Annotated in this window: 21 protein-coding genes and 1 pseudogene; 10 read left to right on the top strand and 12 right to left on the bottom strand. The window is 50.8% G+C overall.

Going from position 1 to position 21,507, the window contains the following annotated elements; translation table 11 throughout:
• Window positions 1-9: 9 nt before the first annotated feature.
• The 4 genes from pqiA (at window position 10) to rmf (ending at window position 3,892) form a co-directional block, all read left to right on the top strand.
• Window positions 10-1,263 carry a membrane integrity-associated transporter subunit PqiA gene (gene pqiA, locus OGX89_RS20560; RefSeq protein WP_003831981.1) on the top strand — a complete coding sequence of 418 codons (1,254 nt, stop codon included), beginning with the start codon at window positions 10-12 and terminating at the stop codon, window positions 1,261-1,263.
• 4 nt (window positions 1,264-1,267) lie between these two features.
• Complete coding sequence (gene pqiB, locus OGX89_RS20565; protein WP_003831983.1) at window positions 1,268-2,908, top strand: intermembrane transport protein PqiB; 1,641 nt, start codon at window positions 1,268-1,270, stop codon at window positions 2,906-2,908.
• A complete protein-coding gene (gene pqiC, locus OGX89_RS20570) occupies window positions 2,905-3,468 on the top strand; it encodes a membrane integrity-associated transporter subunit PqiC (RefSeq protein ID WP_003831985.1) in 564 nt (187 codons plus the stop codon). The genes pqiB and pqiC overlap by 4 nt, the downstream gene beginning before the upstream one ends.
• A gap of 256 nt (window positions 3,469-3,724) precedes the next feature.
• On the top strand, window positions 3,725-3,892 hold the full coding sequence (gene rmf / locus OGX89_RS20575; protein ID WP_003035871.1) for a ribosome modulation factor: 168 nt from the start codon (window positions 3,725-3,727) through the stop codon (window positions 3,890-3,892).
• Window positions 3,893-3,999: 107 nt separating this feature from the next.
• On the opposite strand, the gene fabA is transcribed toward rmf, so the two are convergent.
• Both fabA and OGX89_RS20585 read right to left on the bottom strand, forming a co-directional pair.
• Complete coding sequence (fabA, locus tag OGX89_RS20580) at window positions 4,000-4,518, bottom strand: bifunctional 3-hydroxydecanoyl-ACP dehydratase/trans-2-decenoyl-ACP isomerase (protein WP_003035875.1); 519 nt, start codon at window positions 4,516-4,518, stop codon at window positions 4,000-4,002.
• 68 nt (window positions 4,519-4,586) lie between these two features.
• Window positions 4,587-6,347, bottom strand: a complete 1,761-nt coding sequence (locus OGX89_RS20585) for an AAA family ATPase (protein ID WP_126956788.1) — start codon at window positions 6,345-6,347, stop codon at window positions 4,587-4,589.
• A 185-nt stretch (window positions 6,348-6,532) separates the two neighbouring features.
• Here OGX89_RS20585 and matP point away from each other — a divergent pair, with 185 nt between their 5' ends.
• On the top strand, window positions 6,533-6,985 hold the full coding sequence (gene matP / locus OGX89_RS20590) for a macrodomain Ter protein MatP (protein ID WP_003831992.1): 453 nt from the start codon (window positions 6,533-6,535) through the stop codon (window positions 6,983-6,985).
• An 88-nt stretch (window positions 6,986-7,073) separates the two neighbouring features.
• On the opposite strand, the gene ompA is transcribed toward matP, so the two are convergent.
• Window positions 7,074-8,120 carry a porin OmpA gene (ompA, locus tag OGX89_RS20595; protein WP_126318575.1) on the bottom strand — a complete coding sequence of 349 codons (1,047 nt, stop codon included), beginning with the start codon at window positions 8,118-8,120 and terminating at the stop codon, window positions 7,074-7,076.
• 357 nt (window positions 8,121-8,477) lie between these two features.
• Complete coding sequence (gene sulA, locus OGX89_RS20600; RefSeq protein WP_008784287.1) at window positions 8,478-8,987, bottom strand: SOS-induced cell division inhibitor SulA; 510 nt, start codon at window positions 8,985-8,987, stop codon at window positions 8,478-8,480.
• A gap of 217 nt (window positions 8,988-9,204) precedes the next feature.
• Here sulA and OGX89_RS20605 point away from each other — a divergent pair, with 217 nt between their 5' ends.
• On the top strand, window positions 9,205-9,819 hold the full coding sequence (locus OGX89_RS20605; protein ID WP_003831996.1) for a TfoX/Sxy family DNA transformation protein: 615 nt from the start codon (window positions 9,205-9,207) through the stop codon (window positions 9,817-9,819).
• On the opposite strand, the gene yccS is transcribed toward OGX89_RS20605, so the two are convergent.
• Both yccS and OGX89_RS20615 read right to left on the bottom strand, forming a co-directional pair.
• Entirely contained in the window at window positions 9,797-11,950 is a 2,154-nt protein-coding gene (gene yccS / locus OGX89_RS20610; RefSeq protein ID WP_126956790.1) for a YccS family putative transporter, read from the bottom strand. The two genes, OGX89_RS20605 and yccS, sit on opposite strands and share 23 nt — an antisense overlap.
• An 18-nt stretch (window positions 11,951-11,968) precedes the next feature.
• Window positions 11,969-12,415: pseudogene (locus tag OGX89_RS20615) on the bottom strand (YccF domain-containing protein).
• Between the two features lie 125 nt (window positions 12,416-12,540).
• Between OGX89_RS20615 and helD the strand changes: the two are divergent.
• The gene (gene helD, locus OGX89_RS20620; RefSeq protein WP_126956792.1) at window positions 12,541-14,595 is read left to right on the top strand and encodes a DNA helicase IV; all 2,055 of its coding nucleotides are present in this window, start codon (window positions 12,541-12,543) and stop codon (window positions 14,593-14,595) included.
• 32 nt (window positions 14,596-14,627) lie between these two features.
• Here the strand turns inward: helD and mgsA are convergent, their stop codons facing one another.
• Window positions 14,628-15,086 (bottom strand): methylglyoxal synthase, encoded by a 459-nt coding sequence (gene mgsA, locus OGX89_RS20625; protein ID WP_126956794.1) that lies wholly within the window; start codon window positions 15,084-15,086, stop codon window positions 14,628-14,630.
• A gap of 93 nt (window positions 15,087-15,179) precedes the next feature.
• Window positions 15,180-15,842 carry a curli synthesis inhibitor gene (csgI, locus tag OGX89_RS20630; RefSeq protein ID WP_008784291.1) on the bottom strand — a complete coding sequence of 221 codons (663 nt, stop codon included), beginning with the start codon at window positions 15,840-15,842 and terminating at the stop codon, window positions 15,180-15,182.
• Between the two features lie 172 nt (window positions 15,843-16,014).
• Here csgI and OGX89_RS20635 point away from each other — a divergent pair, with 172 nt between their 5' ends.
• Window positions 16,015-16,428, top strand: a complete 414-nt coding sequence (locus OGX89_RS20635; protein WP_126956796.1) for a CoA-binding protein — start codon at window positions 16,015-16,017, stop codon at window positions 16,426-16,428.
• A gap of 67 nt (window positions 16,429-16,495) precedes the next feature.
• On the opposite strand, the gene hspQ is transcribed toward OGX89_RS20635, so the two are convergent.
• Together hspQ and rlmI are read right to left on the bottom strand one after the other, a co-directional pair.
• Window positions 16,496-16,813, bottom strand: a complete 318-nt coding sequence (gene hspQ, locus OGX89_RS20640) for a heat shock protein HspQ (protein WP_003035905.1) — start codon at window positions 16,811-16,813, stop codon at window positions 16,496-16,498.
• 57 nt (window positions 16,814-16,870) lie between these two features.
• Window positions 16,871-18,061, bottom strand: coding sequence for a 23S rRNA (cytosine(1962)-C(5))-methyltransferase RlmI (gene rlmI / locus OGX89_RS20645; protein WP_008784294.1), 1,191 nt, complete (start codon window positions 18,059-18,061; stop codon window positions 16,871-16,873).
• A 94-nt stretch (window positions 18,062-18,155) separates the two neighbouring features.
• Between rlmI and yccX the strand changes: the two genes are divergently transcribed.
• Window positions 18,156-18,437 carry an acylphosphatase gene (gene yccX / locus OGX89_RS20650; RefSeq protein ID WP_003832008.1) on the top strand — a complete coding sequence of 94 codons (282 nt, stop codon included), beginning with the start codon at window positions 18,156-18,158 and terminating at the stop codon, window positions 18,435-18,437.
• Here the strand turns inward: yccX and tusE are convergent.
• Together tusE and yccA are read right to left on the bottom strand one after the other, a co-directional pair.
• Window positions 18,434-18,763 (bottom strand): sulfurtransferase TusE, encoded by a 330-nt coding sequence (gene tusE, locus OGX89_RS20655; protein WP_003832010.1) that lies wholly within the window; start codon window positions 18,761-18,763, stop codon window positions 18,434-18,436. The two genes, yccX and tusE, sit on opposite strands and share 4 nt — an antisense overlap.
• Window positions 18,764-18,851: 88 nt before the next feature.
• Window positions 18,852-19,511, bottom strand: coding sequence for an FtsH protease modulator YccA (gene yccA / locus OGX89_RS20660; RefSeq protein WP_079938022.1), 660 nt, complete (start codon window positions 19,509-19,511; stop codon window positions 18,852-18,854).
• 270 nt (window positions 19,512-19,781) lie between these two features.
• Here yccA and OGX89_RS20665 point away from each other — a divergent pair, with 270 nt between their 5' ends.
• Window positions 19,782-21,410, top strand: a complete 1,629-nt coding sequence (locus OGX89_RS20665; RefSeq protein ID WP_126956798.1) for an ABC transporter substrate-binding protein — start codon at window positions 19,782-19,784, stop codon at window positions 21,408-21,410.
• The last annotated feature ends 97 nt before the right edge of the window (window positions 21,411-21,507 follow it).

The following is a 21,507-nucleotide window of genomic DNA, read 5'->3' on the forward strand; positions in this document are numbered from 1 at the left end:
GGAGCACATATGTGCGAACATCACCATGCCGCGAAGCATATTTTGTGCTCGCAGTGTGACATGCTGGTGGCGTTACCTCGCCTTGAGCATGGTCAGAAAGCGGCATGTCCACGATGTGGCACTACGTTAACGGTGGAGTGGGACGCGCCGCGGCAGCGTCCTACCGCCTATGTTTTAGCAGCATTATTCATGCTGCTTCTGTCAAACCTCTTCCCCTTTGTGAATATGAACGTTGCAGGGGTGAGCAGCGAAGTCACGTTGCTGGAGATCCCCAGCGTTCTCTTTTCTGAAGACTACGCCAGTCTCGGCACCTTCTTTTTATTATTCGTGCAGTTGGTCCCCGCGTTTTGCCTGCTGACTATCCTGCTGCTGGTGAATCGGGTACAGATGCCTGCAAGACTTAAGGCGGGTCTTGCACGCGTCCTGTTCCAGTTAAAAAGCTGGGGGATGGCGGAAATCTTCCTCGCCGGCGTGCTGGTCAGCTTCGTTAAGCTCATGGCTTACGGCGATATCGGCGTGGGCAGCAGCTTTATTCCGTGGTGCTTCTTTTGCGTTTTGCAACTGCGCGCATTCCAGTGCGTTGACCGTCGCTGGCTGTGGGATGATATTGCGCCAATGCCAGTGATTAAGCAGGAGTTAAAACCTGGTGTGCCCGGCATTCGACAGGGACTGCGTTCCTGCTCTTGCTGCACTGCGATACTTCCCGCTAATGAACGGGTGTGCCCGCGCTGCCAGACGAAAGGCTATGTGCGGCGTAAAAACAGTCTGCAATGGACGTTGGCATTACTGTTTACGTCAATCATGCTTTATCTTCCTGCCAATATTTTGCCGATTATGATTACCGATCTGCTCGGGTCAAAGCTGCCATCAACGATACTTGAGGGGGTGGTTTTAATCTGGAGCGAAGGCTCTTATCCGGTGGCTGCGGTTATTTTTATCGCCAGTATTATGGTGCCGACGTTGAAAATGATCGCCATTGCCTGGCTATGCTGGGATGCCAAAGGGCACGGCAAACGCGACAGCGAACGTATGCACCTGATTTATGAAGTTGTGGAATTTGTCGGTCGCTGGTCAATGATCGACGTCTTTGTGATTGCGGTACTCTCTGCGCTGGTGCGCATGGGAGGGTTAATGAACATTTATCCTGCAATGGGTGCTTTGATGTTTGCTTTAGTCGTCATTATGACAATGTTTTCTGCGATGACATTTGATCCGCGTCTGTCGTGGGACCGTGAACCAGAACCAGGCCATGAGGAGTCCTGACAGCATGGAATCTAAAAGTGGGGAAGCCAAAGTGCAAAAGGTAAAAAACTGGTCGCCCGTGTGGATATTCCCTATCGTCACTGCACTCATTGGCGCGTGGGTACTGTTTTATCACTACAGTCATCAGGGGCCACAGGTCACGCTTATTACCACCAATGCCGAAGGTATTGAAGGGGGCAAAACGACGATTAAAAGCCGCAGCGTGGATGTCGGTATCGTCGAGAGCGCAACCCTGACTGATGATTTGACCCATGTGGAGATTAAAGCGCGTCTTAACTCCGGAATGGAAAAGCTGCTGCATAAAGATTCTGTCTTTTGGGTGGTGAAGCCGCAGGTTGGACGTGAAGGTATCAGTGGACTCGGCACGCTATTGTCCGGGGCTTATATTGAACTGCAGCCTGGCAATAAAGGCAGTAAGCTGGAAAATTACCAACTGCTGGATTCACCGCCGCTGGCCCCGCCAGATGCAAAAGGGATCCGTGTGATTCTGGACAGCAAAAAAGCCGGTCAGTTGAGTCCAGGCGATCCGGTGCTTTTCCGCGGCTATCGTGTGGGCTCGGTTGAAACCAGCACATTTGATGCGCAAAAGCGTACGATCAGCTATCAGCTTTTCATCAATGCGCCTAACGATCGTCTGGTGACCAGCAATGTACGTTTCTGGAAAGACAGCGGGATCGCCGTAGATCTTACCTCAGCAGGTATGCGCGTAGAAATGGGTTCGCTCTCCACGCTGTTTGGCGGTGGTGTAAGTTTTGATGTGCCAGAAGGTTTAGAGCAGGGCGAGCCGGTCGCACAACAATCAGCGTTTAATCTTTATGACGATCAAAAAAGTATTCAGGATTCACTGTATACCGATCATATTGATTACCTGATGTTCTTTAAAGATTCGATTCGTGGCCTACAGCCTGGTGCACCGCTGGAATTCCGTGGCATCCGCTTGGGTACGGTGAGTAAAGTACCTTTCTTCTCACCGAATATGCGTCAGGTATTTAACAATGATTACCGCATTCCGGTGCTGGTGCGTATTGAACCAGAACGTCTGAAGGCGCAACTGGGAGAGGATACCGATGTTGGCGCTCATTTGGAGCAACTGCTTAAACGCGGATTACGAGGATCGCTCAAAACCGGGAACCTGGTAACCGGCGCGCTGTATGTCGATCTCGACTTCTACCCGAAAGAGCCGCCGATTACTGGTGTGCGCGAATTTAATGGTTATCAAATTATTCCGACCGTGAGCGGTGGTCTGGCGCAGATCCAACAGCGTCTGATGGAAGCGTTGGATAAGATTAACAATCTGCCGCTGAACCCGATGATTGAGCAGGCAACTAATACGCTGTCGGAAAGCCAGCGCACAATGAAACATCTGCAAACTACGCTGGATAACATGAACAAGATCACGTCCAGTCAGTCGATGCAGGATCTGCCGGCGGATATGCAGAACACGCTGCGTGAACTAAATCGTAGTATGCAGGGTTTCCAGCCTGGTTCCGCGGCCTACAACAAGATGGTGGCGGATATGCAGCGTCTTGATCAGGTACTGCGTGAACTGCAACCGGTACTGAAAACGTTGAACGATAAGAGTAATGCGCTGGTATTTGAAGCGAAGGACAAAAAAGATCCAGAGCCGAAGAGGGCGAAACAATGAAAAAGTGGCTAGTGGTGATGATGGCGGTCTGGCTGACGTCATGCAGCTCCAGCGGAGAAAATAAAAGCTATTACCAGCTCCCTATCGCACAAGGCGGTGTGCAGAGCTCTGCCAATCAGGGAAACCGTCTGCTGTGGGTTGAACAGATTGCGGTACCTGATTATCTGGCCGGTAATGGGGTGGTTTACCAGACCAGCGATGTGCAATATGTGATAGCCAATAATAATCTCTGGGCCAGCCCATTAGATCAGCAATTGCGCAATACGCTGGTTGCGAACCTCAGTATGCAGTTGCCTGGCTGGGTTGTCGCTTCACAGCCGCTGGGAAGCACTCAGGACACGCTGAACGTTACCGTAACCGGCTTCCACGGTCGGTACGATGGTAAGGTTATCGTGAGCGGTGAATGGTTGCTGAATCATCAGGGACAACTGATCAAACGTCCATTCCACATCGAAGCTGTACAGACTAAAGACGGCTACGATGAGATGGTGAAGGTTCTTGCCAATGCCTGGAGTCAGGAAGCAATGGCCATTGCTCAAGAGCTGAAACGCATCCCTTAAGCTTAAATAATTGTAAATTATACCGCCCCTGGTTCATTGCCCGGGGCGGTTTTTTTTATTTTTTTAGCCGTGGAGATAGCTGTTCTGACTGACTATTTTTGTACAAATGATTTAGCGAGTAGCTCACAAATATGACACTGGCGTGAATTTTGCGCATTGACGAGCCTGATGTTTAGGGGTATTCGTTTAGTGTGATTGCACACTTAGTAATCACTGTTTTCTTTTCCACCAGACCCAAAAATGAGGGAAACGAGGCATGAAGAGACAAAAACGAGATCGCCTGGAACGGGCACATCAACGTGGATATCAGGCCGGCATTGCCGGACGCTCAAAAGAAATGTGTCCCTATCAGACGCTGAATCAGAGGTCATACTGGCTGGGAGGCTGGCGAGAAGCCATGGGGGATAGGGTTTTAATGGCCTGATTCTGTCTCTTTAGATAAAAGAAACCTCCGCAGAGCGGAGGTTTCGCCTTTTTGCACACCTGAAAAAACGGGGAAACGTTAATGTCTGGCTGCTTCGCAGTTCTGGATTAGAACGCGGAAGTGTCCTGGAACAGACCCACTTTCAGATCGTTTGCGGTATAGATCAGACGACCATCAACCAGCACTTCACCATCTGCCAGGCCCATGATCAGGCGACGGTTAACGATGCGTTTGAAGTGAATGCGGTAAGTGACTTTCTTCGCGGTCGGCAGAACCTGGCCGGTGAATTTAACTTCGCCTACGCCCAGCGCACGGCCTTTACCTTCGCCGCCCAGCCAGCCGAGATAGAATCCAACCAGTTGCCACATGGCGTCGAGACCCAGACAGCCCGGCATCACCGGATCGCCGATAAAGTGACAACCGAAGAACCACAGGTCCGGGTTGATATCCAGTTCAGCTTCAACATAACCTTTGTCAAAGTTGCCACCGGTTTCGGTCATCTTGATGACACGGTCCATCATCAGCATGCTTGGTGCTGGCAGTTGTGGCCCTTTAGCGCCAAACAGCTCACCGCGACCAGAGGCAAGAAGGTCTTCTTTCGTATAGGATTCGCGTTTATCTACCATGTTCTCTGTAAGCCTTATTTTATTGAAACACGCAGGATAGCTAACACGTGTACGCTGAACAAGTCCGATCAGTTCGGAATAATCCAGTTCAGCCAACGTAGCGGCCATGGGAAACGGTGACGACCTTCCTGTTGCGTTGCCGTGGCAATACGCTCCTGAATGGTTTGCATCAGCGTTGTCTGGCCTTCGCCATCCCACACCAGATTTAACAACAGTGGCAGCGCATCAGTCACGTCGTCCACCGCCCAGATAGTGAATTTTTCTTCTTCTATGGCCTGTAGCAGCGCAGGCTGCAGGCTGAGGTGTCTGACGTTAGCCGAAGGAATGATAACGCCCTGTGTGCCTGTCAGTTCGCGCTGCTGGCAGATGGCGAAGAAACCTTCAATTTTCTCATTCAGACCACCGACAGGTTGTGCCCGACCAAACTGATCGACAGAACCTGTAATGGCGATACTTTGATTAACAGGAACGTCGGCGAGGGCGCTAATCAATGCGCACAGTTCTGCCATAGACGCGCTGTCACCGTCCACTTCGCTGTAAGATTGCTCAAAGGTCAGTGAGGCAGAGAAGGGGATTTGTTGCTCAAGCTGGAGTTCCGACATCAGGAACGCCTGCATAATCATCATACCCTTGGCATGAATATTTCCGCCGAGCTCGGCTTTGCGCTCAATATCCGTAAACTCGCCGTCGCCAATATGCACGACGCAACTGATACGAGAAGGCTCGCCAAATGCGCGTGGGTGGCCTGGAAACTCAATTACCGACAAGGCGTTGATCTGGCCAATACGCTCGCCTTCTGTCTCGATAAGGATCTGCTCTTGCAGAATTTCATCCTGCATGCGTTCAGCCAGGAATCCCTCACGCCATTCGCGCTGAGCCAGCATCAGGCTGAACTGCTCAGCGTTGCAGGTTTCGCCCTCGCATAACGGAGCCACCTCTTTGAACTGTCGGGTGATCCACAGCGGGTTAAGCGGCAATGTTTCCTGTTCACCGGTATAGCGAACGGCTTCACGGATCAGAACCTGCCAGGCATCTGGAGCGGGGTAGGGCAAATTATTGCGTATGGCGGTATGCGTGACCCACTGACACCATTGCGTCATGGTTTCGGCATCCACTATCTGCAGATTATCTTCAAACTCGCTGTAAATGGCCTGCTCAGCCAGCTCTGGTTCCATGTCCTGGAAATCCGCCAGCGATTCACGCTCACCCACCAAAATAACTTTCAGTTTAAGCGGCATAGGGGGAACGGAGACAGGCAGCGGGCGAGACTCATCAAAAGCTACCCAATCAAAACGTTCGTGGCTGACAATGGCTTTCAGGCGCATCCACAACAGAGGTTGGGCCAACAGCGTGCGCAATGAGATAACCAGCACACCTCCATTGGCCTGATGTACCAGACCTGGCTGCAGCGTAATTTCTCCATTGAACTGACGCAGACAGCCAAACAGTTGTTCGGCTTCGGCCCAGTCAGCGCTGACCACCTGCGTCAACGTCGCAAAATTGTCTTCCGCTTTCTCAGCTGTACGATAACGAATAGTGTGACCGGAGATGTCGTAATGACCGCCAGTCAGGCTTCCTGCATCCGTGTGCAAGGGACGTGCAGCCTTTGCAATAAGGTTGAGATACTCAAGCTCTTCCGGTGCTTTTACCAACATGAACGAGGATGTTGTCCAGTGCTGAAGAAGCTGCTCTAGCGCGAATTGTAAACGTGGCTGAGTATCACTAAGTAAGGTGTCGGTGTCGTCAGTGACGTGCGGCTGTGCAAATACTTCCTGATAACTGTCGGTATCAGGAACCAGATCACGCCATGCAAGTTTCGTAATGGTCAAAGTTGATGTTTTTTAGTCTGTTGTAAAAAACGAGATTATACCGTAACCCTCACCACTAAACACCTGGAAAGCGCCGTGAAACGGTTGTGATGACGCGCGGCAGTTCACAGGCTGGATATTCTTTTCTTCAGATGCCGAAAAAGCTGATATTCTGATAAGAGTTACACGGTAACATTGAGATCGCAATGAAATATCAACAACTTGAAAACCTTGAAAGCGGCTGGAAATGGAAGTATCTGGTGAAGAAGCATCGTGAGGGGGAATTAATCACCCGTTACGTCGAGGCCAGCGCTGCCAAAGAAGCCGTTGATTTATTGCTAACCCTCGAAAATGAACCGGTTCGGGTTAATGCCTGGATTGAAGAACACATGAATTCTGCGCTGCTTAATCGTATGAAACAAACCATACGTGCCAGGCGCAAGCGGCACTTTAATGCTGAGCATCAGCATACCCGGAAGAAATCCATCGATCTGGAGTTCATGGTCTGGCAGCGTCTGGCTGGTCTTGCGCAGCGGCGCGGAAAAACGCTTTCTGAAACTATTGTGCAGCTAATTGAAGACGCAGAGCATAAAGAGAAGTACGCGAACAAAATGTCGACATTGAAACAGGATTTACAGGCGTTGCTGGGAAAAGAGTAGCGGTCGGCTGGTTTAACACGTGGCTTACTTTGGATGAAAAAAGATGAAAAAAAACCCCGCATGGCGGGGTTTTTTATAAGACGATAACTTAAGCCTGAGGCTGAGTTACAACGTCTTTGATGCCTTTAACTTCGATCTCAACACGACGATCCGGAGCCAGGCAGTCGATCAGTGCAGCGCGAGCTTTCACGTTGTCACAGGTGTTGCCAGTAACTGGGTTGGATTCACCCATGCCACGTGCAGAGATTTTGTCAGAAGGAATACCTTTAGAGATCAGGTAATCAACAACGGACTGAGCACGTTTCTCGGACAGCGCCTGGTTGTAAGCGTCAGAACCGATGCGGTCAGTGAAGCCCAGAACCACTACGGAACCGTCTTTCGGATCCAGGTTGCTCAGCTGGCTGTACATCTGGTCCAGAGCCTGCTGGCCTTCTGGTTTCAGAGTTGCTTTGTTGAAGTTGAACAGAACGTCAGACTTCAGAGTGAAGTGCTTGGTCTGTACTTCTGGAGCCGGAGCCGGAGCAACAACTACTGGAGCTGCTTCTTCCTGCTGGCCGAAACGGTAAGAAACACCAACGCTCAACAGACCGTTATCTGGACGACCGCCAACGGTGTTCGCGTCACCGATGTTGTTGGTCCACTGGTATTCCAGACGGGTAGCGATTTCAGGAGTAATTGCATACTCTACGCCACCAGCGAATACTGGGGATACACCAGTGTCGTGGTCTTTGAAGCCAGTGTTGTTTTTAGCGTCTGCACGCCAAACCATACCACCCAGACGGGTATAAACGTCCAGATCGTCAGTGATTGGGTAACCCAGTTTAGCGGTCAGCTGAACGCCCTGAGCTTTGAAAGCGCCATTCTGCTCGCTGCCTTTGTATGGCATACGGCCTAACCAGTCGTAACCCATTTCAAAACCAACGTACGGGTTAACCTGGTAACCACCGAACGCACCGGCACCCAGTTGGCTTTCGTGGGTCGGACCGTTGTTGTCGATACGGTTGTTGCCAATATCATGGAACTGAGACCAGCCCAGTTTAGCACCAGTATACCAGGTGTTATCTTTCGGAGCGGCCTGCGCCACGGTAGCGAAACCAGCCAGTGCCACTGCAATTGCGATAGCTGTCTTTTTCATTTTTTGCGCCTCGTTATCATCCAAAATTCGCCATGAATATCTCCGAAGAGAGATAACACGGTTAAATCCTTCACCCGGGGACCAGTTCAATAGTTACTCTACCGATATCTGCGGCTTACGCCGAGCACCCCTGGCGATGTAAAGTCTACAACGTAGTTGAAAACTTACAAGTGTGAAGTCCGTCAGGCATATGAAAAAAAAAGGCTTGTATACACAATATTTAACATTTATAGCTGAATAAATGTACTGAGGATATCCTGAAAACCGCTTCTGACAAGCGTTCAGACGAAAAACACATTACAGCTCAAAGACAAATTGAGAGATGAAAAAAAATTCCAGGATAAATCCTAATTTTACTCAATGATACAAATTCGAGTGAATTTTTAGCCCGGAATGCTGTCTCCCCGCAAGTGTCTGGGCGCGAACCGGACGCATGATAAAACCCATCGCATTACCTTCATCAGCCGCTTTGACCAATTCGGCATGTTCATCTTCCGTTAATTCTTCCGCCAGCCAGCCAATGACAACACTGTAATTACCCGTGCGTAGCGCACGAATCATTGATTCCAGCGTATTGCAGGGGGAGAGCTGACTAATTTGCATGACTTTCGTCAATGGAAGTCCAGCTGACTGCACCCACTCCCGACTTAATTTTTGCTGAGGCGTCAGCCACAGCTGCCAGCGTGATTGTTGCCCTAACTGTTGCAGCAGGGGAAGCAGCAGCAGTTGTGTCATCATGGGCTGGTCCTCGCGATAGACAACTTCACTGATAAGCCCAGCGGTTGCGTTCTCTGATGAAACGCGCGCAATGTTGCTTGATGTGGAAGAGAACGACGATGAACGATTTGCATAGCCTGAAGTGTACATAATCAATCCAGCCCTGTGAGTTACTGTATGGATATACAGTAACCCTGCCATCAACAAAGATCAACCTTATTTTCGGAAACAGGTTCGCAATTTTTAGTCGTCGTCACGGGAAAAATAAAATTCATCTTGCCCCATACGCATAAGTTGCCTATTTTCGTCATTAACGGATCCGCTACTGAAAATCATTTGCTTACGTTATGATTTAAAAAGGATTTTTATGAAAGAGCTTTCTTATGCAAGGATCTATAAATCGCAGGAATATCTGGCTTCTCTGGGGACAATTCACTATCGCTCACTGTTTGGTGGCTACAGTCTGACAGTTGGCGATACGGTCTTTGCCATGGTCGCTAATGGTGAGCTGTATCTTCGCGCCTGTGAGCAGAGCGCCCAGTATTGTGTACAAAATTCTCCTGTCTGGCTGACATTTATTAAGCGCGGACGTCCTCTTGTACTTAATTATTACCAGGTGAACGATGCCCTGTGGCAAAACCAGCAGCAGCTGGTGTCGTTATCGCGATATTCGTTGGATGCTGCGGTTAAGGAGAAACAAAGTCGCTTTGCCCAGCATCGTCTGCGGGAATTGCCGAATATGACGTTTCATCTGGAGACCCTGCTGAATGAAGCTGGAATTAAAGATGAGGGGACCATGCGATCGTTGGGAGCACAAATGTGCTGGCTGAAACTTCGGCAAAATAACCCGGCTCTGACGGTAAAAGTACTCTATGCCCTTGAAGGCGCGGTAGGGGGGATACATGAAGCCGCGCTCCCGGCGACGCGTCGCCAGGAGCTGGTTGAGTGGGTAAGTTCTCTTACGCCGGAACCGGGGTATTAGACGGCAGCACGTCAATTTGCTGCTGTAATCGCCGGATCTCCGGGAGTAGAGCGATCAATAGCCCAACTTGCTGAACGACCAGCGGCTCTTTACTGTCCGGGCGTGGTTCCAGATGCTGAATTCGCTGCTTCAGCCCTTCTAACGCCAGGTATACACGCTGCTCGTCAGCGGGTTGATGGTGAAGGGCATCATCAACATAGCAAACAGCGTCATCCAGCAATGCCAAAACGTCTGGATTGGTCAACTGTTCGCGATGTGCGCCTAGCGCAGAAATATAGCTGGTAAACGTATGGTTGAGACACAGTAAACGGAACGCCGTTTCGCGGGTTTGGGCCGTGACATCCGGCTCGCTCGACATGTTTGATACCACGGAGGCGAGTTCAGCATCACGATTATGCGCATCACGGCGAGCGATACGGTAGGCCAGACGATTATCACGACCCTGATGATATTGTTCGAGAATTGCATCAAGGTAGCGGCAGTTAGCGTCAGTCGCCCGTTCAATTACCCGTGGTAGGTTACGAAAACGCCAGTCTGGCCAGATGAAACTGACAGCAGCCCAGGCGATAGCACAGCCAATTAGCGTATCGATGACACGCGGCAGCGCAACCTCAAAACCTTCGCCGAGCAGGTTAAAGCACAGTAACACCAGCAGCGTGATAAACATGGTGGCATGCGCATACTGGACGTTGCGAAAGGCAAAAAACAGTACGCCAGTGATCACCAGGAGTATCAGTTGCCCCTCGAGAGAGGGCACAAACCACAGGATCGGTAAACCGATGGCAATCCCAACCAACGTGCCGATAATCCTGAGCGCCAGGCGATGTCGGGTGGCATTGTAGTTTGGCTGACAGACAAACAGACTGGTCAACAGGATCCAGTACCCGTGATTCATACCGGTTATCTGGATAATGGCATAGCCGACGCAGAGCACCAGCGACATACGGATAGCATGGCGAAACAGAGCGGACTCGGGCGTAAAATTACGGCTCAGGCGCAACCAGATATCACTGAATCCATGGGGACTATCATCGGCAAGCTGGTTCTCAGACTCATTGCGCGAGAGTACCTGAGCCTGTTCGGATTCGATGGTAGCAAGCTGCGCGTCGATTGCCCGTAGGTTTGACAGTAAAAAACCCAGCGTATTGAGCAGGTCGGCAGGTTCACCACTGGCGCGCATGCGCTCAAGTGCAGCATCTATATGGGTGAAGGCTCGCTCAAAGTGCGGATCGTGCTGGTAAGGCGTGCGCAATAAAATACAGCGAGATAATTGTGAACAGGCTTGCCCTTGCATCGACATCAACCGCTGGAAACGGAACATCACATCGCTGTGACGGAAATGATCGCGTAGCGTTTGATACTGAATATGTGAGGAGCTTGCGCGTTCATGAATATCCTGTGCCACAAAATAGTAATGTAGCGTGCGACGTGTTCCCCGTTGTCCACGGTCACCGCGCAGGCGGGTCAGCAGCGACACTTTAGTCTGATTCAGCGTTGCCATCAGTTGGCCATTCGCGAGAGCTAAATCATACAACGGTGCCTGGCTTTCATCTTCTATGTCGGGGTCAAAAAGACGCGATTTCAGTTCCAGGTAGTGCGCTAACTGTTCGTAGCTGCGTGCCAGATTGTCCTGTAAAGGGCGGATGGGGAACAGAAGATGTCCGGTGAGCGTCAGCAGGTTATACCAGATAGCGCCAGCGAGCAGCAGGATTGGTTGTTGATACCACTGATCGTAAAGCGAGGTGCCCAGCATCGTATAAATGGCGATCAGCAATGCACCAAAAGCAATAGTTGCATAGCGCTGGCCTAATCCCCCCAGCAGAATAAAGCCGCTGGTGGAAAGCGTTAACCCAATAGCAAACAGCCATGGCCATGGGAAGAGCAGTTCAACGGAGGCTGAGGCAATAAAAAAGCACACCAGTGTGATGATTAAATTGCGTAGTCGGCCTGCGAGACGATCGTCCAGATCGGTAAGTGCGGCAGCGACCATGCCCAGCGTGAGCGGGATGGTCAGCTTGACATCGCCCAGCCACCAGGGCAGCGCTGTTGTGCCGCATAGCGCGATAAAAATCCGCACGTAGTACAGCCATGTGCTGTTCCAGGTATAGCGTTTGAGCAGAGGACTTAACATAAAGGCCATCGGTCCTGATTATTCAAAACGACGACGCGCATTGGCTTCACGCGCTGCACGGGCAACTTCTACTGAAACCACACGGCGACCCACCGGCCAGAGCGCAATGGCAGCGATTTTAAAGTTTGCAATGCCAACCGGAATACCAATAATCGTTATGCACTGGGCAATACCAGAGATAATGTGCATCAGTCACAACCACCAGCCGAAGAAAATCAGCCAGAAAATATTGAGCACGGTGCCGCCGGTATTTAACAGGACGCTTTTACCGGCCGGATTCAGTTCATCGACATGAATCGCTTCGTTACCATAGGGAAACAGCGAAAGTCGGGTTATTTCCCAGCACGAACGGGTCAAGGGTAATGTAAAAATAAGCACAATACTGACCAGCGTAGCCAATAACCAGGCCAGGGTGGTGGCGAACCCACCCAGCACAAAATTTAAAATATTCAGAACAGTACGCATAAACCCTCGGTTAACTCTGGTTTTCTGTGAATTCGGCAATTGTAACGTTTTTTTGGGCTGGAGCACGTTTTCTCTGGCGGTTACACTGATAAGCAAACCTCTTCGTGTGGATCCGCTTGAGTCTTATGGAACTGAAAGCAACTTCTCTTGGAAAACGTCTGGCACAACACCCTTACGATCGGGCCGTTATTCTCAATGCCGGGATTAAAGTTTCCGGCGATCGTCACGAGTATCTTATTCCCTTCAATCAGTTACTGGCTATTCATTGCAAACGCGGCCTGGTATGGGGCGAGCTGGAGTTTGTACTCCCGGATGAGAAGGTGGTTCGTCTTCACGGTACAGAGTGGGCGGAAACCCAGCGCTTCCATCATCATTTGAATGCGCTCTGGCAACAGTGGAGCCAGGAAATGAGTGACGTTGCTGCGGGGGTTTTACAGCAGCAGTTGGATGCGATAGCGGCGCGTACTAGTGAAAGTAAGTGGCTGACGCGCGAACAAACGTCAGGGCTGCAGCAGCAGATTCGCCGTGCCTTTGCCGCGTTACCGCTCCCGGTTAATCGGCTGGAGGAATTTGAAAATTGCCGGGAGGCGTTACGTCAATGCCAGGCATGGCTGAAAGACATTGAAGCCTGCCGCTTACAGCACAATCAGGCGTACACCGATGCAATGCTGGAAGAGTATGACGAGTTTTTCCTGCATGTTGAATCTTCGCCGTTGAACCCTGCTCAGGCGCGCGCGGTGGTGAACGGTGAGCAATCATTGTTGGTACTTGCAGGTGCTGGAAGCGGTAAAACATCTGTGTTGGTTGCCCGGGCGGGTTGGTTGCTTGCACGAGGAGAAGCCGCACCAGAACAGATCCTGTTGCTGGCGTTTGGACGCAAAGCAGCCCAGGAGATGGATGACCGCATCCGTGAGCGTCTGCATACGGATGAGGTCACCGCGCGGACGTTCCATGCACTGGCGTTGCACATTATTTCGCAAGGTAGCAAAAAAGTTCCAACGGTGAGCAAGCTGGAAAATGATGCTATCGCGCGCAACAAACTCTTTATAACAACCTGGCGTCAGCAGTGCAGTGAGAAAAAGGCTCAGGCTAAAGGCTGGCGACAATGGTTAGAAGAAGAAATGCAGTGGTCTGTACCCGAAGGTAACTTCTGGGATGACGAAAAATTACAGCGTCGTCTGGCTTCCCGGTTGGATCGCTGGGTTAGTTTGATGCGAATGCATGGCGGAGCGCAGGCGGAGATGATTGCTAATGCTCCGGAGGAGATCCGTGATCTGTTCAGTAAACGCATAAAGCTAATGGCGCCGCTGCTCAAGGCCTGGAAGAGTGCCCTGAAGGATGAGAATGCCGTCGATTTCTCCGGGTTGATCCATCAGGCTATTGTCATTCTGGAGAAGGGGCGGTTTATCAGTCCGTGGAAACATATTCTGGTCGATGAATTTCAGGATATTTCCCCTCAGCGCGCCGCCCTGTTAGCCGCCTTGCGTAAGCAAAACTCGCAGACTACGCTGTTTGCCGTGGGAGATGACTGGCAGGCCATTTACCGGTTCAGTGGAGCACAGCTTTCTCTGACAACCGCATTTCAGCAAAATTTTGGTGAGGGCGATAGCTGTAATCTGGATACGACTTACCGTTTTAATAGCCGTATTGGCGAAGTCGCAAACCAGTTTATCCAGCAAAACCCACATCAGCTCACGAAACCGCTGAACAGTCTGATGACCGGTGATAAAAAAGCCGTCACGTTGCTCGACGAAAGCCAGTTAGATCTGTTGCTGGATAAGCTGTCGGGTTTTGTGAAGGCCGAAGAGAGAATTCTGGTGCTGGCGCGATACCATCATCTCAAACCTGCTAGCCTGGACAAAGCGGCCACCCGCTGGCCCAAGCTGCAGTTGGATTTTATGACTATTCATGCCAGCAAAGGGCAGCAGGCGGATTATGTCATTGTGATGGGGCTTCATGAAGGGAATGACGGTTTCCCGGCTCCGGCTCGCGAGTCGATTATGGAAGAGGCGTTACTCCCGGCTGTTGAAGATTTTCCTGATGCAGAAGAGAGACGGTTGCTGTATGTGGCGCTAACGCGTGCGCGGCATCGGGTATGGCTACTGTTTAGCAAAGACGCGCCATCATGCTTTGTTGATGAGCTTAAGCAATTAGACGTTCCGGTGACCCGGAAACCCTGAAAAGCAGGCGGTAATTACCGCCTGCTTAGCGCTTATTTGAGACGTTCTGCCAGATAACGGGCGTAATCCGGGATCAAGATATCCGTTGCGTCGTTGAAGTTTGGCGACTGGATAATAAAATCAGCGGTTGACACGTTAGTGGCGACTGGAATGTTCCAGACCGTGGCCAGGCGTAGCAGGGCTTTGACATCAGGATCGTGGGGAACGGCGTTGAGCGGATCCCAGAAGAAAATCAGCACATCAATTTTCCCTTCTGAAATCAGCGCACCTACCTGCTGGTCACCCCCCATTGGGCCGCTCAGCATGGCGTTGACGTCCATTCCTGTCGCGCGTTGAATTAAGTTTCCTGTTGTTCCTGTAGCATACAGAACGTGTTTTTCCAGTAATGGCTGGTGGCGTCCAACCCAGCTCATCAACATCTTTTTGCAGTGATCGTGTGCGACCAACGCAATATGTTTCTGCGCTGGCAATGTGCGAGTCGTTAATTCCATAGTACAGCTCCCAAGTTAACCTTGTTACAGAGTACTGGAAGCACTTGACGCTGCAAGAGAAAGACAAAAAAAATGCGTATACGAACATAAATGTCACGATGGGGGTTGTTTCTCCGCCCATTGTAAGAAGTTACTTCGCGTTTGTGCGTCAGCCTGTTGAAACCAATATTTTAAGCGCTGCTCGGTCAGTGTTTGCGACTGAGGCGGCACGCGATCCAGTTCAGACACCCCGGAAAGCAGCGAACTGTCATCGGCCATCATTGTGGCAAATTGCGGTAAAGATGCATGCTTAGCCGCTTTGTTATAGCGCTCTGTTTCCATTTCATAATCTACGATTTTTGCGGTGGACGTGATTGACAGAATATCCAGCTTAACCGGTATAGGCATGGAATCCCCATCCAGCAGTTCTACGCGCGGGGCATCATCAAAATGCGTTGCATCCCGCTCGTTGCTCAGACGTGGGAGGTGGAAATTAACCTGACTGACGAGTTGGGTATCAAAGCTGATGACCAACGGAGGCGAAATATACAGACGTTCTTCGTGGCTGGACAGGCGAATGGTTTTTTCTACGCGAAACACGAGCTGGTGCCGACCATTTTCCAGCTCAATACTGTCGGCACCACGCAGTAATGAGCTGGAGACTTTTTTTCCGTCCAGTACCAGAAGGTCAATATCATTGGACAGACGTAAAGAAGTAGCAAAAACGGTTGCCGGCAAACATAGGGCAATCAAGGCTGTCACAATGCCGGCTTTCATAGGTTTCTCCTGTCCAGAAAATATCTGTATAAGATGTATCTAAATTTTTCGATAATCATGTTTACTAACATATAGACATATTTTTGAGTTTAGCTCTCATGCGCCAGTATGGGATGAATGGTTGCAAAGTCAGGTTTGTCGTACACTTTGCTAAACAGCCTGGAGGAAAACGATGAAAGAGACCGATATTGCTGGCATTTTGACAACAACCCGCACGATTGCACTGGTGGGGGCAAGCGATAAACCCGATCGTCCAAGCTATCGGGTGATGAAATATTTACTCGATCAGGGCTATCAAGTTATTCCTGTTTCACCGAAGGTTGCTGGAAAAACGCTGCTGGGGCAGCAGGGCTATGCGACGCTGGCAGATGTACCAGAGAAAGTGGATATGGTAGATGTCTTCCGTAATTCTGAAGCGGCGTGGGGTGTTGCTCAGGAGGCAATTGCCATCGGCGCGAAGACCCTATGGATGCAGCTCGGCGTGATTAACGAGCAGGCAGCCGTGCTGGCTCGCGATGCAGGGATGACGGTGGTGATGGATCGCTGCCCGGCGATTGAGATCCCGCGGTTGGGACTGGCGAAGTAAGACTGATCTGTAGCCGAACAAAACGCACAGGCCCGATTAGCGAATCGCCATCGGGTCTGTTTTAGCATCAATTGCGCAGGCGCGGGGCCTGGAGCTGTTTTCGAATTGTTCGCGCCAGTTCATCCATCGACGGTTGCTCCGGATGTTCTTCCTGTAGCTCACTACTCAGTTGTGCTTCGGCCAGATATGTATGCACTGGCAGACCATTATCGTCTTCCATCACCACGTGATACCAGGGAGCGGCGCGAAGTTCGTCGTTAACCGCCAACTCATCGGCTGACGGTTGATCAAGCGAATATTCCGGGTCGATATCCACGACCACTCCGAGGTAACCTAACAGGGAATGGCGGACCTGCTGGCCGATACCGAATTTGCTGGCAATCATAGTCACCTCCCGGGAAATAGATACCCTTTATGTAAGGGTAATATTCCACTTTTCAAGTTACATGATGCGACAGGCAAACCCTTTCAGATACAGCCCTTCCGGGTAGGTAGCGATCACCGGGTGATCGGCGGCCTGACGGAACTGCTCTATAAATTGTACATCACGACCAGCATCTATTGCGGCATCAGCGATGATTTTCTGAAATAAATCGGTAGTCATTAGCCCAGAGCAGGAGAAAGTCAGCAGCACACCGCCCGGATTGAGCAACTGAATAGCCAGCATATTGATGTCCTTATAGCCGCGGCAGGCGCCCATCAACTGGCTTTTGTTTTCGACAAATTTCGGCGGATCCATAACGATTACGTCGAATTTCTCACCACGATCGCGATAAGCACGCAGAAGTTTGAACACATCATCACGCACGAACTCAGCTTTGCTCAGATCCAGCTTGTTCAGTTCCACGTTCTGGCGGGCAATATCGAGCGCTTCCTGAGAGGTGTCAACGCTGACGACCTGACGGCATCCGCCCATTAATGCTGAGACCGCAAAGCCGCCGGTATAAGAGAAACAGTTCAGCACACGCTGATTTTCCACATAACGACGCGTGGCCAGGCGGCTGTCGCGTTGATCGAGGTAATAGCCGGTTTTGTGACCATGCTGAATATCAACCAGCAGCTTCATTCCGTGCTCTTCAATTGGCAGCAGGGCTGGCGGAAGCTCACCCGTTACTGGCCCTTGAGTCAGCTCCATACCTTCTTTTTTACGTACGGCCACATCGCTACGGTCATAAATGGCGCAGTCCGGGAAAACAATTTGCAGAGCGCTAATCAGCGCGGCGCGTTGGTATTCAGCCCCCGCACTGAGCAACTGCAACACCAGGAAGTTGCCGAAGCGGTCAATGGTGATGCCCGGCAGGCCATCGGATTCTCCGGCGATCAGACGGTAACTGTCCAGGCCGTCTTTTTTCGCCAGCCAGTCACGCCATGTCTGCGCCTGCTGCAGACGACGGGTGAAGAAATCAATATCGATGGACTCAGACTTGTCGAATGTCCAGACGCGTGCACGGATCTGCGACGCGGGTGAGTACGCGCCGCGTGCTAACCATTTACCCTGATGGTCAACAATATCGATGGTTTCACCGAGGTTGGCTTTACCTTCCATACGGGCGACAGCACCGGAAAATACCCACGGATGGCGGCGAAGTAATGATTTTTCGCGCCCTTTGGCTAACACTAAACGTACACTCATAATTTACTATTCTGTCAATTCAAAGAAATGGGCGCCATTGTCCTGAGTTTTTTGCATATTTGCAACGCACGCTGTGATGATAAGGAGAACAGCAATGTCGAAAGTCTGCATAATCGCCTGGGTCTATGGCCGGGTTCAGGGGGTAGGATTTCGCTACACCACCCAGCATGAAGCACAACGGCTGGGGTTGACCGGCTACGCGAAGAATATGGATGACGGCAGCGTAGAGGTTGTCGCCTGCGGTGAAAGCAACCGGGTAGAACAACTGATGAAGTGGTTGAAAGCTGGGGGGCCGAGCAGCGCCAGGGTTGATCGGGTTCTCAGTGAACCACATCGTCCTGGCGACGAGCTAAAAGGATTTAGTATCCGCTATTAAATACATTTCACCGGTTTCGGCAGGCCGGCAATTTTAGTCGCCTGCTTGGCCGGACCTTTCGGGAACAGGCGGTAGAGATAACGGCTGTTGCCTTTCTCTTCGCCAAACTTGCTGGCCATCGCTTTTACCAGCATGCGGATAGCGGGGGAGGTATTAAACTCCAGATAAAACTCGCGGACAAAACGCACCACTTCCCAGTGTTCCGCGGAGAGCGTAATGCCTTCGTTTTCGGCGATTCTCTCCGCCAGCGCCTCGCTCCACAGCGTGGTATCTTTCAGATAGCCTTCGCTATCGGTACTGATTTCTTTACCTTCAAAGATCAACATAATTCGTCACTTCGTTAGTCAAACTGGCGGCAGTTTACCAAAAAAGAAAGCCCCGCATAAGCGGGGCTGGATAATGCGAGTGGACATCTTAATCGCGGCTGGCGAAGCCCAGAATACTCAGCAGGCTGACGAAGATGTTGTACAGCGAAACATACAGGCTAACGGTGGCACGAATATAGTTGGTTTCACCGCCGCGGATGATATTGCTGGTTTCAAACAGGATTGCGCCTGAAGAAATCAGAATGAACACCGCGCTGATTGCCAGATGTAATGCTGGCAGTTGCAGGAAGATATTTGCAACCATACCAATCAACACCACGACCACACCCGCCATCAGCATACCGCCGAGGAAGGACATATCTTTACGCGTGGTCAGCACATAGGCCGAGCAGCTGAAGAAGACCAGCGCCGTTCCGCCCAGCGCCATGGCGATAACATCACCCATGCCCGCAGACAGGTAGGTATTCAGAATTGGTCCCAGGATGTAGCCCAGGAAGCCAGTGAAAGCGAACGCTGACAAAATACCAACCGGCTTATCTGCCGTTTTGTAGGTCAGGAACATCAGACCATACATACCCACCAGCGTCAGGATAAGTCCCGGAGAAGGTAACATCAGTACGGTACTGGCGGTTGCAGTGATCGCTGAAAACGCCAGCGTCAGGCTGAGCAGGAAATAGGTATTGCGCAGCACCTTATGCGTGCTGAGTAGCGATGTACGCTCGCGCGAAGAACTAATAATACGATCCATGAGTCACTCTCTTATGACAGATGTAATTAATGATGGAGGATAATGAAATCAAGGGGAATGACACAGCGGTTTTACCCATCTTTACGCATTTTAACCCGCCAGACTTAAGCATATTATTTCAACAAAAGTTCCCGAATTAGATGTTAGCACTGTATGTGCAAAAATGTCAGATCGCTATCTACCAGGTAACTGAAAAATATTGCGTTATTCCTGAATCTCTCTGACAGTGACAGCGGTGTCTACATAAAACAGAGCAATAAGGTAAAGGGAATGATTCAACATAAATCGAAGATATTGACGTTTACGCTGTTGACTGTCTGTTTGATGTCTATAAACGGCGCGGCGAGGGCGGCAAATGTTCCCGCAGGAACACTACTGGCAGAAAAACAGGAACTGGTCAGAAACAACGGCAGTGAGCCGGCATCGCTGGATCCGCATAAAGTTGAAAGCAACGTTGAGTTTAATTTAATCAGCGATATGTTCGACGGTCTGGTGGCTGTCAAGCAGGATGGGTCTATCGAACCCCGTCTAGCCGCGTCCTGGGAGAATAAAGGCAACACTGTCTGGACCTTCCATTTACGCCCGGGCATAACCTGGTCAGATGGATCTGCTATTACCGCACAGGATGTCGTCTGGAGCTGGCAGCGTCTGGTTTCGCCGCAAACGGCTTCACCTTATGCTTCGTATCTGGGCAACATGCACGTTGCGAACGCGGTTGATATTGCCCAGGGGAAAAAAGATCCCGCCACGCTGGGAGTCAAAGCCCTGGATGATACCACGCTGGAAATTACCCTGACGCAACCGACGGCGGCGTTTCTGGCGATGCTGGCGCATCCATCTCTGGTCCCGCTGGATAAAGTGTTGATAGGTCGTTTTGGCGATAAGTGGACCCGGCCAGAGCATTTTGTCAGCAGCGGGGCGTACAAACTATCGCAATGGGTGGTCAATGAGCGCATCGTTGCCGAGCGAAATCCACATTACTGGGACGATCGGCATACGGTTATTAATAAAGTTACTTATTTGCCTATCAGCTCAGAGTCGGCTGACGTAAATCGCTATAAGGCCGGTGAAATCGACATTGTGTATAGCGTACCGGTCAATCAGTTCGCGCAACTGAAAAAAACGATGGGGGATGAACTGCATGTCTCGCCCCAGCTTTCAACGTATTACTATCAGTTCAATACAACCCGCGCGCCGTTTAATGATCCGCGCGTGCGGCGGGCGCTGAATATGGCGTTGGATAAAGACATCATTGCGCAAAAGGTAATGGGACAGGGGCAGCGAGCAGCGTGGGTTATCAGCCAGCCGGAAATAGGTGGGGTGAAACTGCATGCGCCGGAGTATGCGTCATGGCCGCTTGAAAAACGTATTGCTGAAGCCAAAAAACTGCTGGCTGAAGCCGGTTTTGGTCCTGAGCATCCGCTTAGCTTGAATCTGCTCTACAACACCTTCGAAACGCACCAGCGTATTGCGATTGCCGCATCGTCGATGTGGAAGAAAAACCTTGGCGTCGAGGCGAAGCTGCAAAACCAGGAATGGAAAACCATGCTGGACACCATGCACACCGGTAATTTTGACGTCGTGCGCTATGCGTGGATAGCCGACTATGATGATGCCTCAAGTTTCCTCAATATTTTCCGTACCGGTGATAGCGAGAATACCACCAAGTACAGCAATCCCGCCTTTGATGAAGCGATGCGTAATGCGGCGAAAGCAACTTCGCTGGAAGAACGAGGCAAATACTATCAGCAGGCTGAAGACCTTTTAGGTGAGGATGTGCCCGCGATTCCGGTTTACCACTACGTCCGCACGCATCTCGTGAAGCCGTGGGTGGGGGGATTTGCGCCGGATAACCGGGGAAATTACTACACCAAAGATATGTACATCAAAAAACATTAAGCGCTATAGCCGGCATTCGTGCTGAATAAATGGTCAATCTGTTGTTATTTCAGTCGATTAACAACATTTTGGCTGTTTTTCAGGCAAACGAACACAT

The sequence above is a fragment of the Citrobacter sp. Cpo103 genome (genome assembly GCF_030332605.1).
GTDB lineage: Bacteria > Pseudomonadota > Gammaproteobacteria > Enterobacterales > Enterobacteriaceae > Citrobacter > Citrobacter portucalensis.

Excerpts from the sequence above, each read along its gene's own strand:
- pqiA (WP_003831981.1), top strand. The coding sequence starts at position 10 with ATGTGCGAACATCACCATGCCGCGAAGCATATTTTGTGCTCGCAGTGT.
- pqiB (WP_003831983.1), top strand. The coding sequence starts at position 1,268 with ATGGAATCTAAAAGTGGGGAAGCCAAAGTGCAAAAGGTAAAAAACTGG.
- pqiC (WP_003831985.1), top strand. The coding sequence starts at position 2,905 with ATGAAAAAGTGGCTAGTGGTGATGATGGCGGTCTGGCTGACGTCATGC.
- rmf (WP_003035871.1), top strand. The coding sequence starts at position 3,725 with ATGAAGAGACAAAAACGAGATCGCCTGGAACGGGCACATCAACGTGGA.
- fabA (WP_003035875.1), bottom strand. The coding sequence starts at position 4,518 with ATGGTAGATAAACGCGAATCCTATACGAAAGAAGACCTTCTTGCCTCT.
- matP (WP_003831992.1), top strand. The coding sequence starts at position 6,533 with ATGAAATATCAACAACTTGAAAACCTTGAAAGCGGCTGGAAATGGAAG.
- ompA (WP_126318575.1), bottom strand. The coding sequence starts at position 8,120 with ATGAAAAAGACAGCTATCGCAATTGCAGTGGCACTGGCTGGTTTCGCT.
- sulA (WP_008784287.1), bottom strand. The coding sequence starts at position 8,987 with ATGTACACTTCAGGCTATGCAAATCGTTCATCGTCGTTCTCTTCCACA.
- OGX89_RS20605 (WP_003831996.1), top strand. The coding sequence starts at position 9,205 with ATGAAAGAGCTTTCTTATGCAAGGATCTATAAATCGCAGGAATATCTG.
- yccS (WP_126956790.1), bottom strand. The coding sequence starts at position 11,950 with ATGTTAAGTCCTCTGCTCAAACGCTATACCTGGAACAGCACATGGCTG.
- helD (WP_126956792.1), top strand. The coding sequence starts at position 12,541 with ATGGAACTGAAAGCAACTTCTCTTGGAAAACGTCTGGCACAACACCCT.
- mgsA (WP_126956794.1), bottom strand. The coding sequence starts at position 15,086 with ATGGAATTAACGACTCGCACATTGCCAGCGCAGAAACATATTGCGTTG.
- csgI (WP_008784291.1), bottom strand. The coding sequence starts at position 15,842 with ATGAAAGCCGGCATTGTGACAGCCTTGATTGCCCTATGTTTGCCGGCA.
- OGX89_RS20635 (WP_126956796.1), top strand. The coding sequence starts at position 16,015 with ATGAAAGAGACCGATATTGCTGGCATTTTGACAACAACCCGCACGATT.
- hspQ (WP_003035905.1), bottom strand. The coding sequence starts at position 16,813 with ATGATTGCCAGCAAATTCGGTATCGGCCAGCAGGTCCGCCATTCCCTG.
- rlmI (WP_008784294.1), bottom strand. The coding sequence starts at position 18,061 with ATGAGTGTACGTTTAGTGTTAGCCAAAGGGCGCGAAAAATCATTACTT.
- yccX (WP_003832008.1), top strand. The coding sequence starts at position 18,156 with ATGTCGAAAGTCTGCATAATCGCCTGGGTCTATGGCCGGGTTCAGGGG.
- tusE (WP_003832010.1), bottom strand. The coding sequence starts at position 18,763 with ATGTTGATCTTTGAAGGTAAAGAAATCAGTACCGATAGCGAAGGCTAT.
- yccA (WP_079938022.1), bottom strand. The coding sequence starts at position 19,511 with ATGGATCGTATTATTAGTTCTTCGCGCGAGCGTACATCGCTACTCAGC.
- OGX89_RS20665 (WP_126956798.1), top strand. The coding sequence starts at position 19,782 with ATGATTCAACATAAATCGAAGATATTGACGTTTACGCTGTTGACTGTC.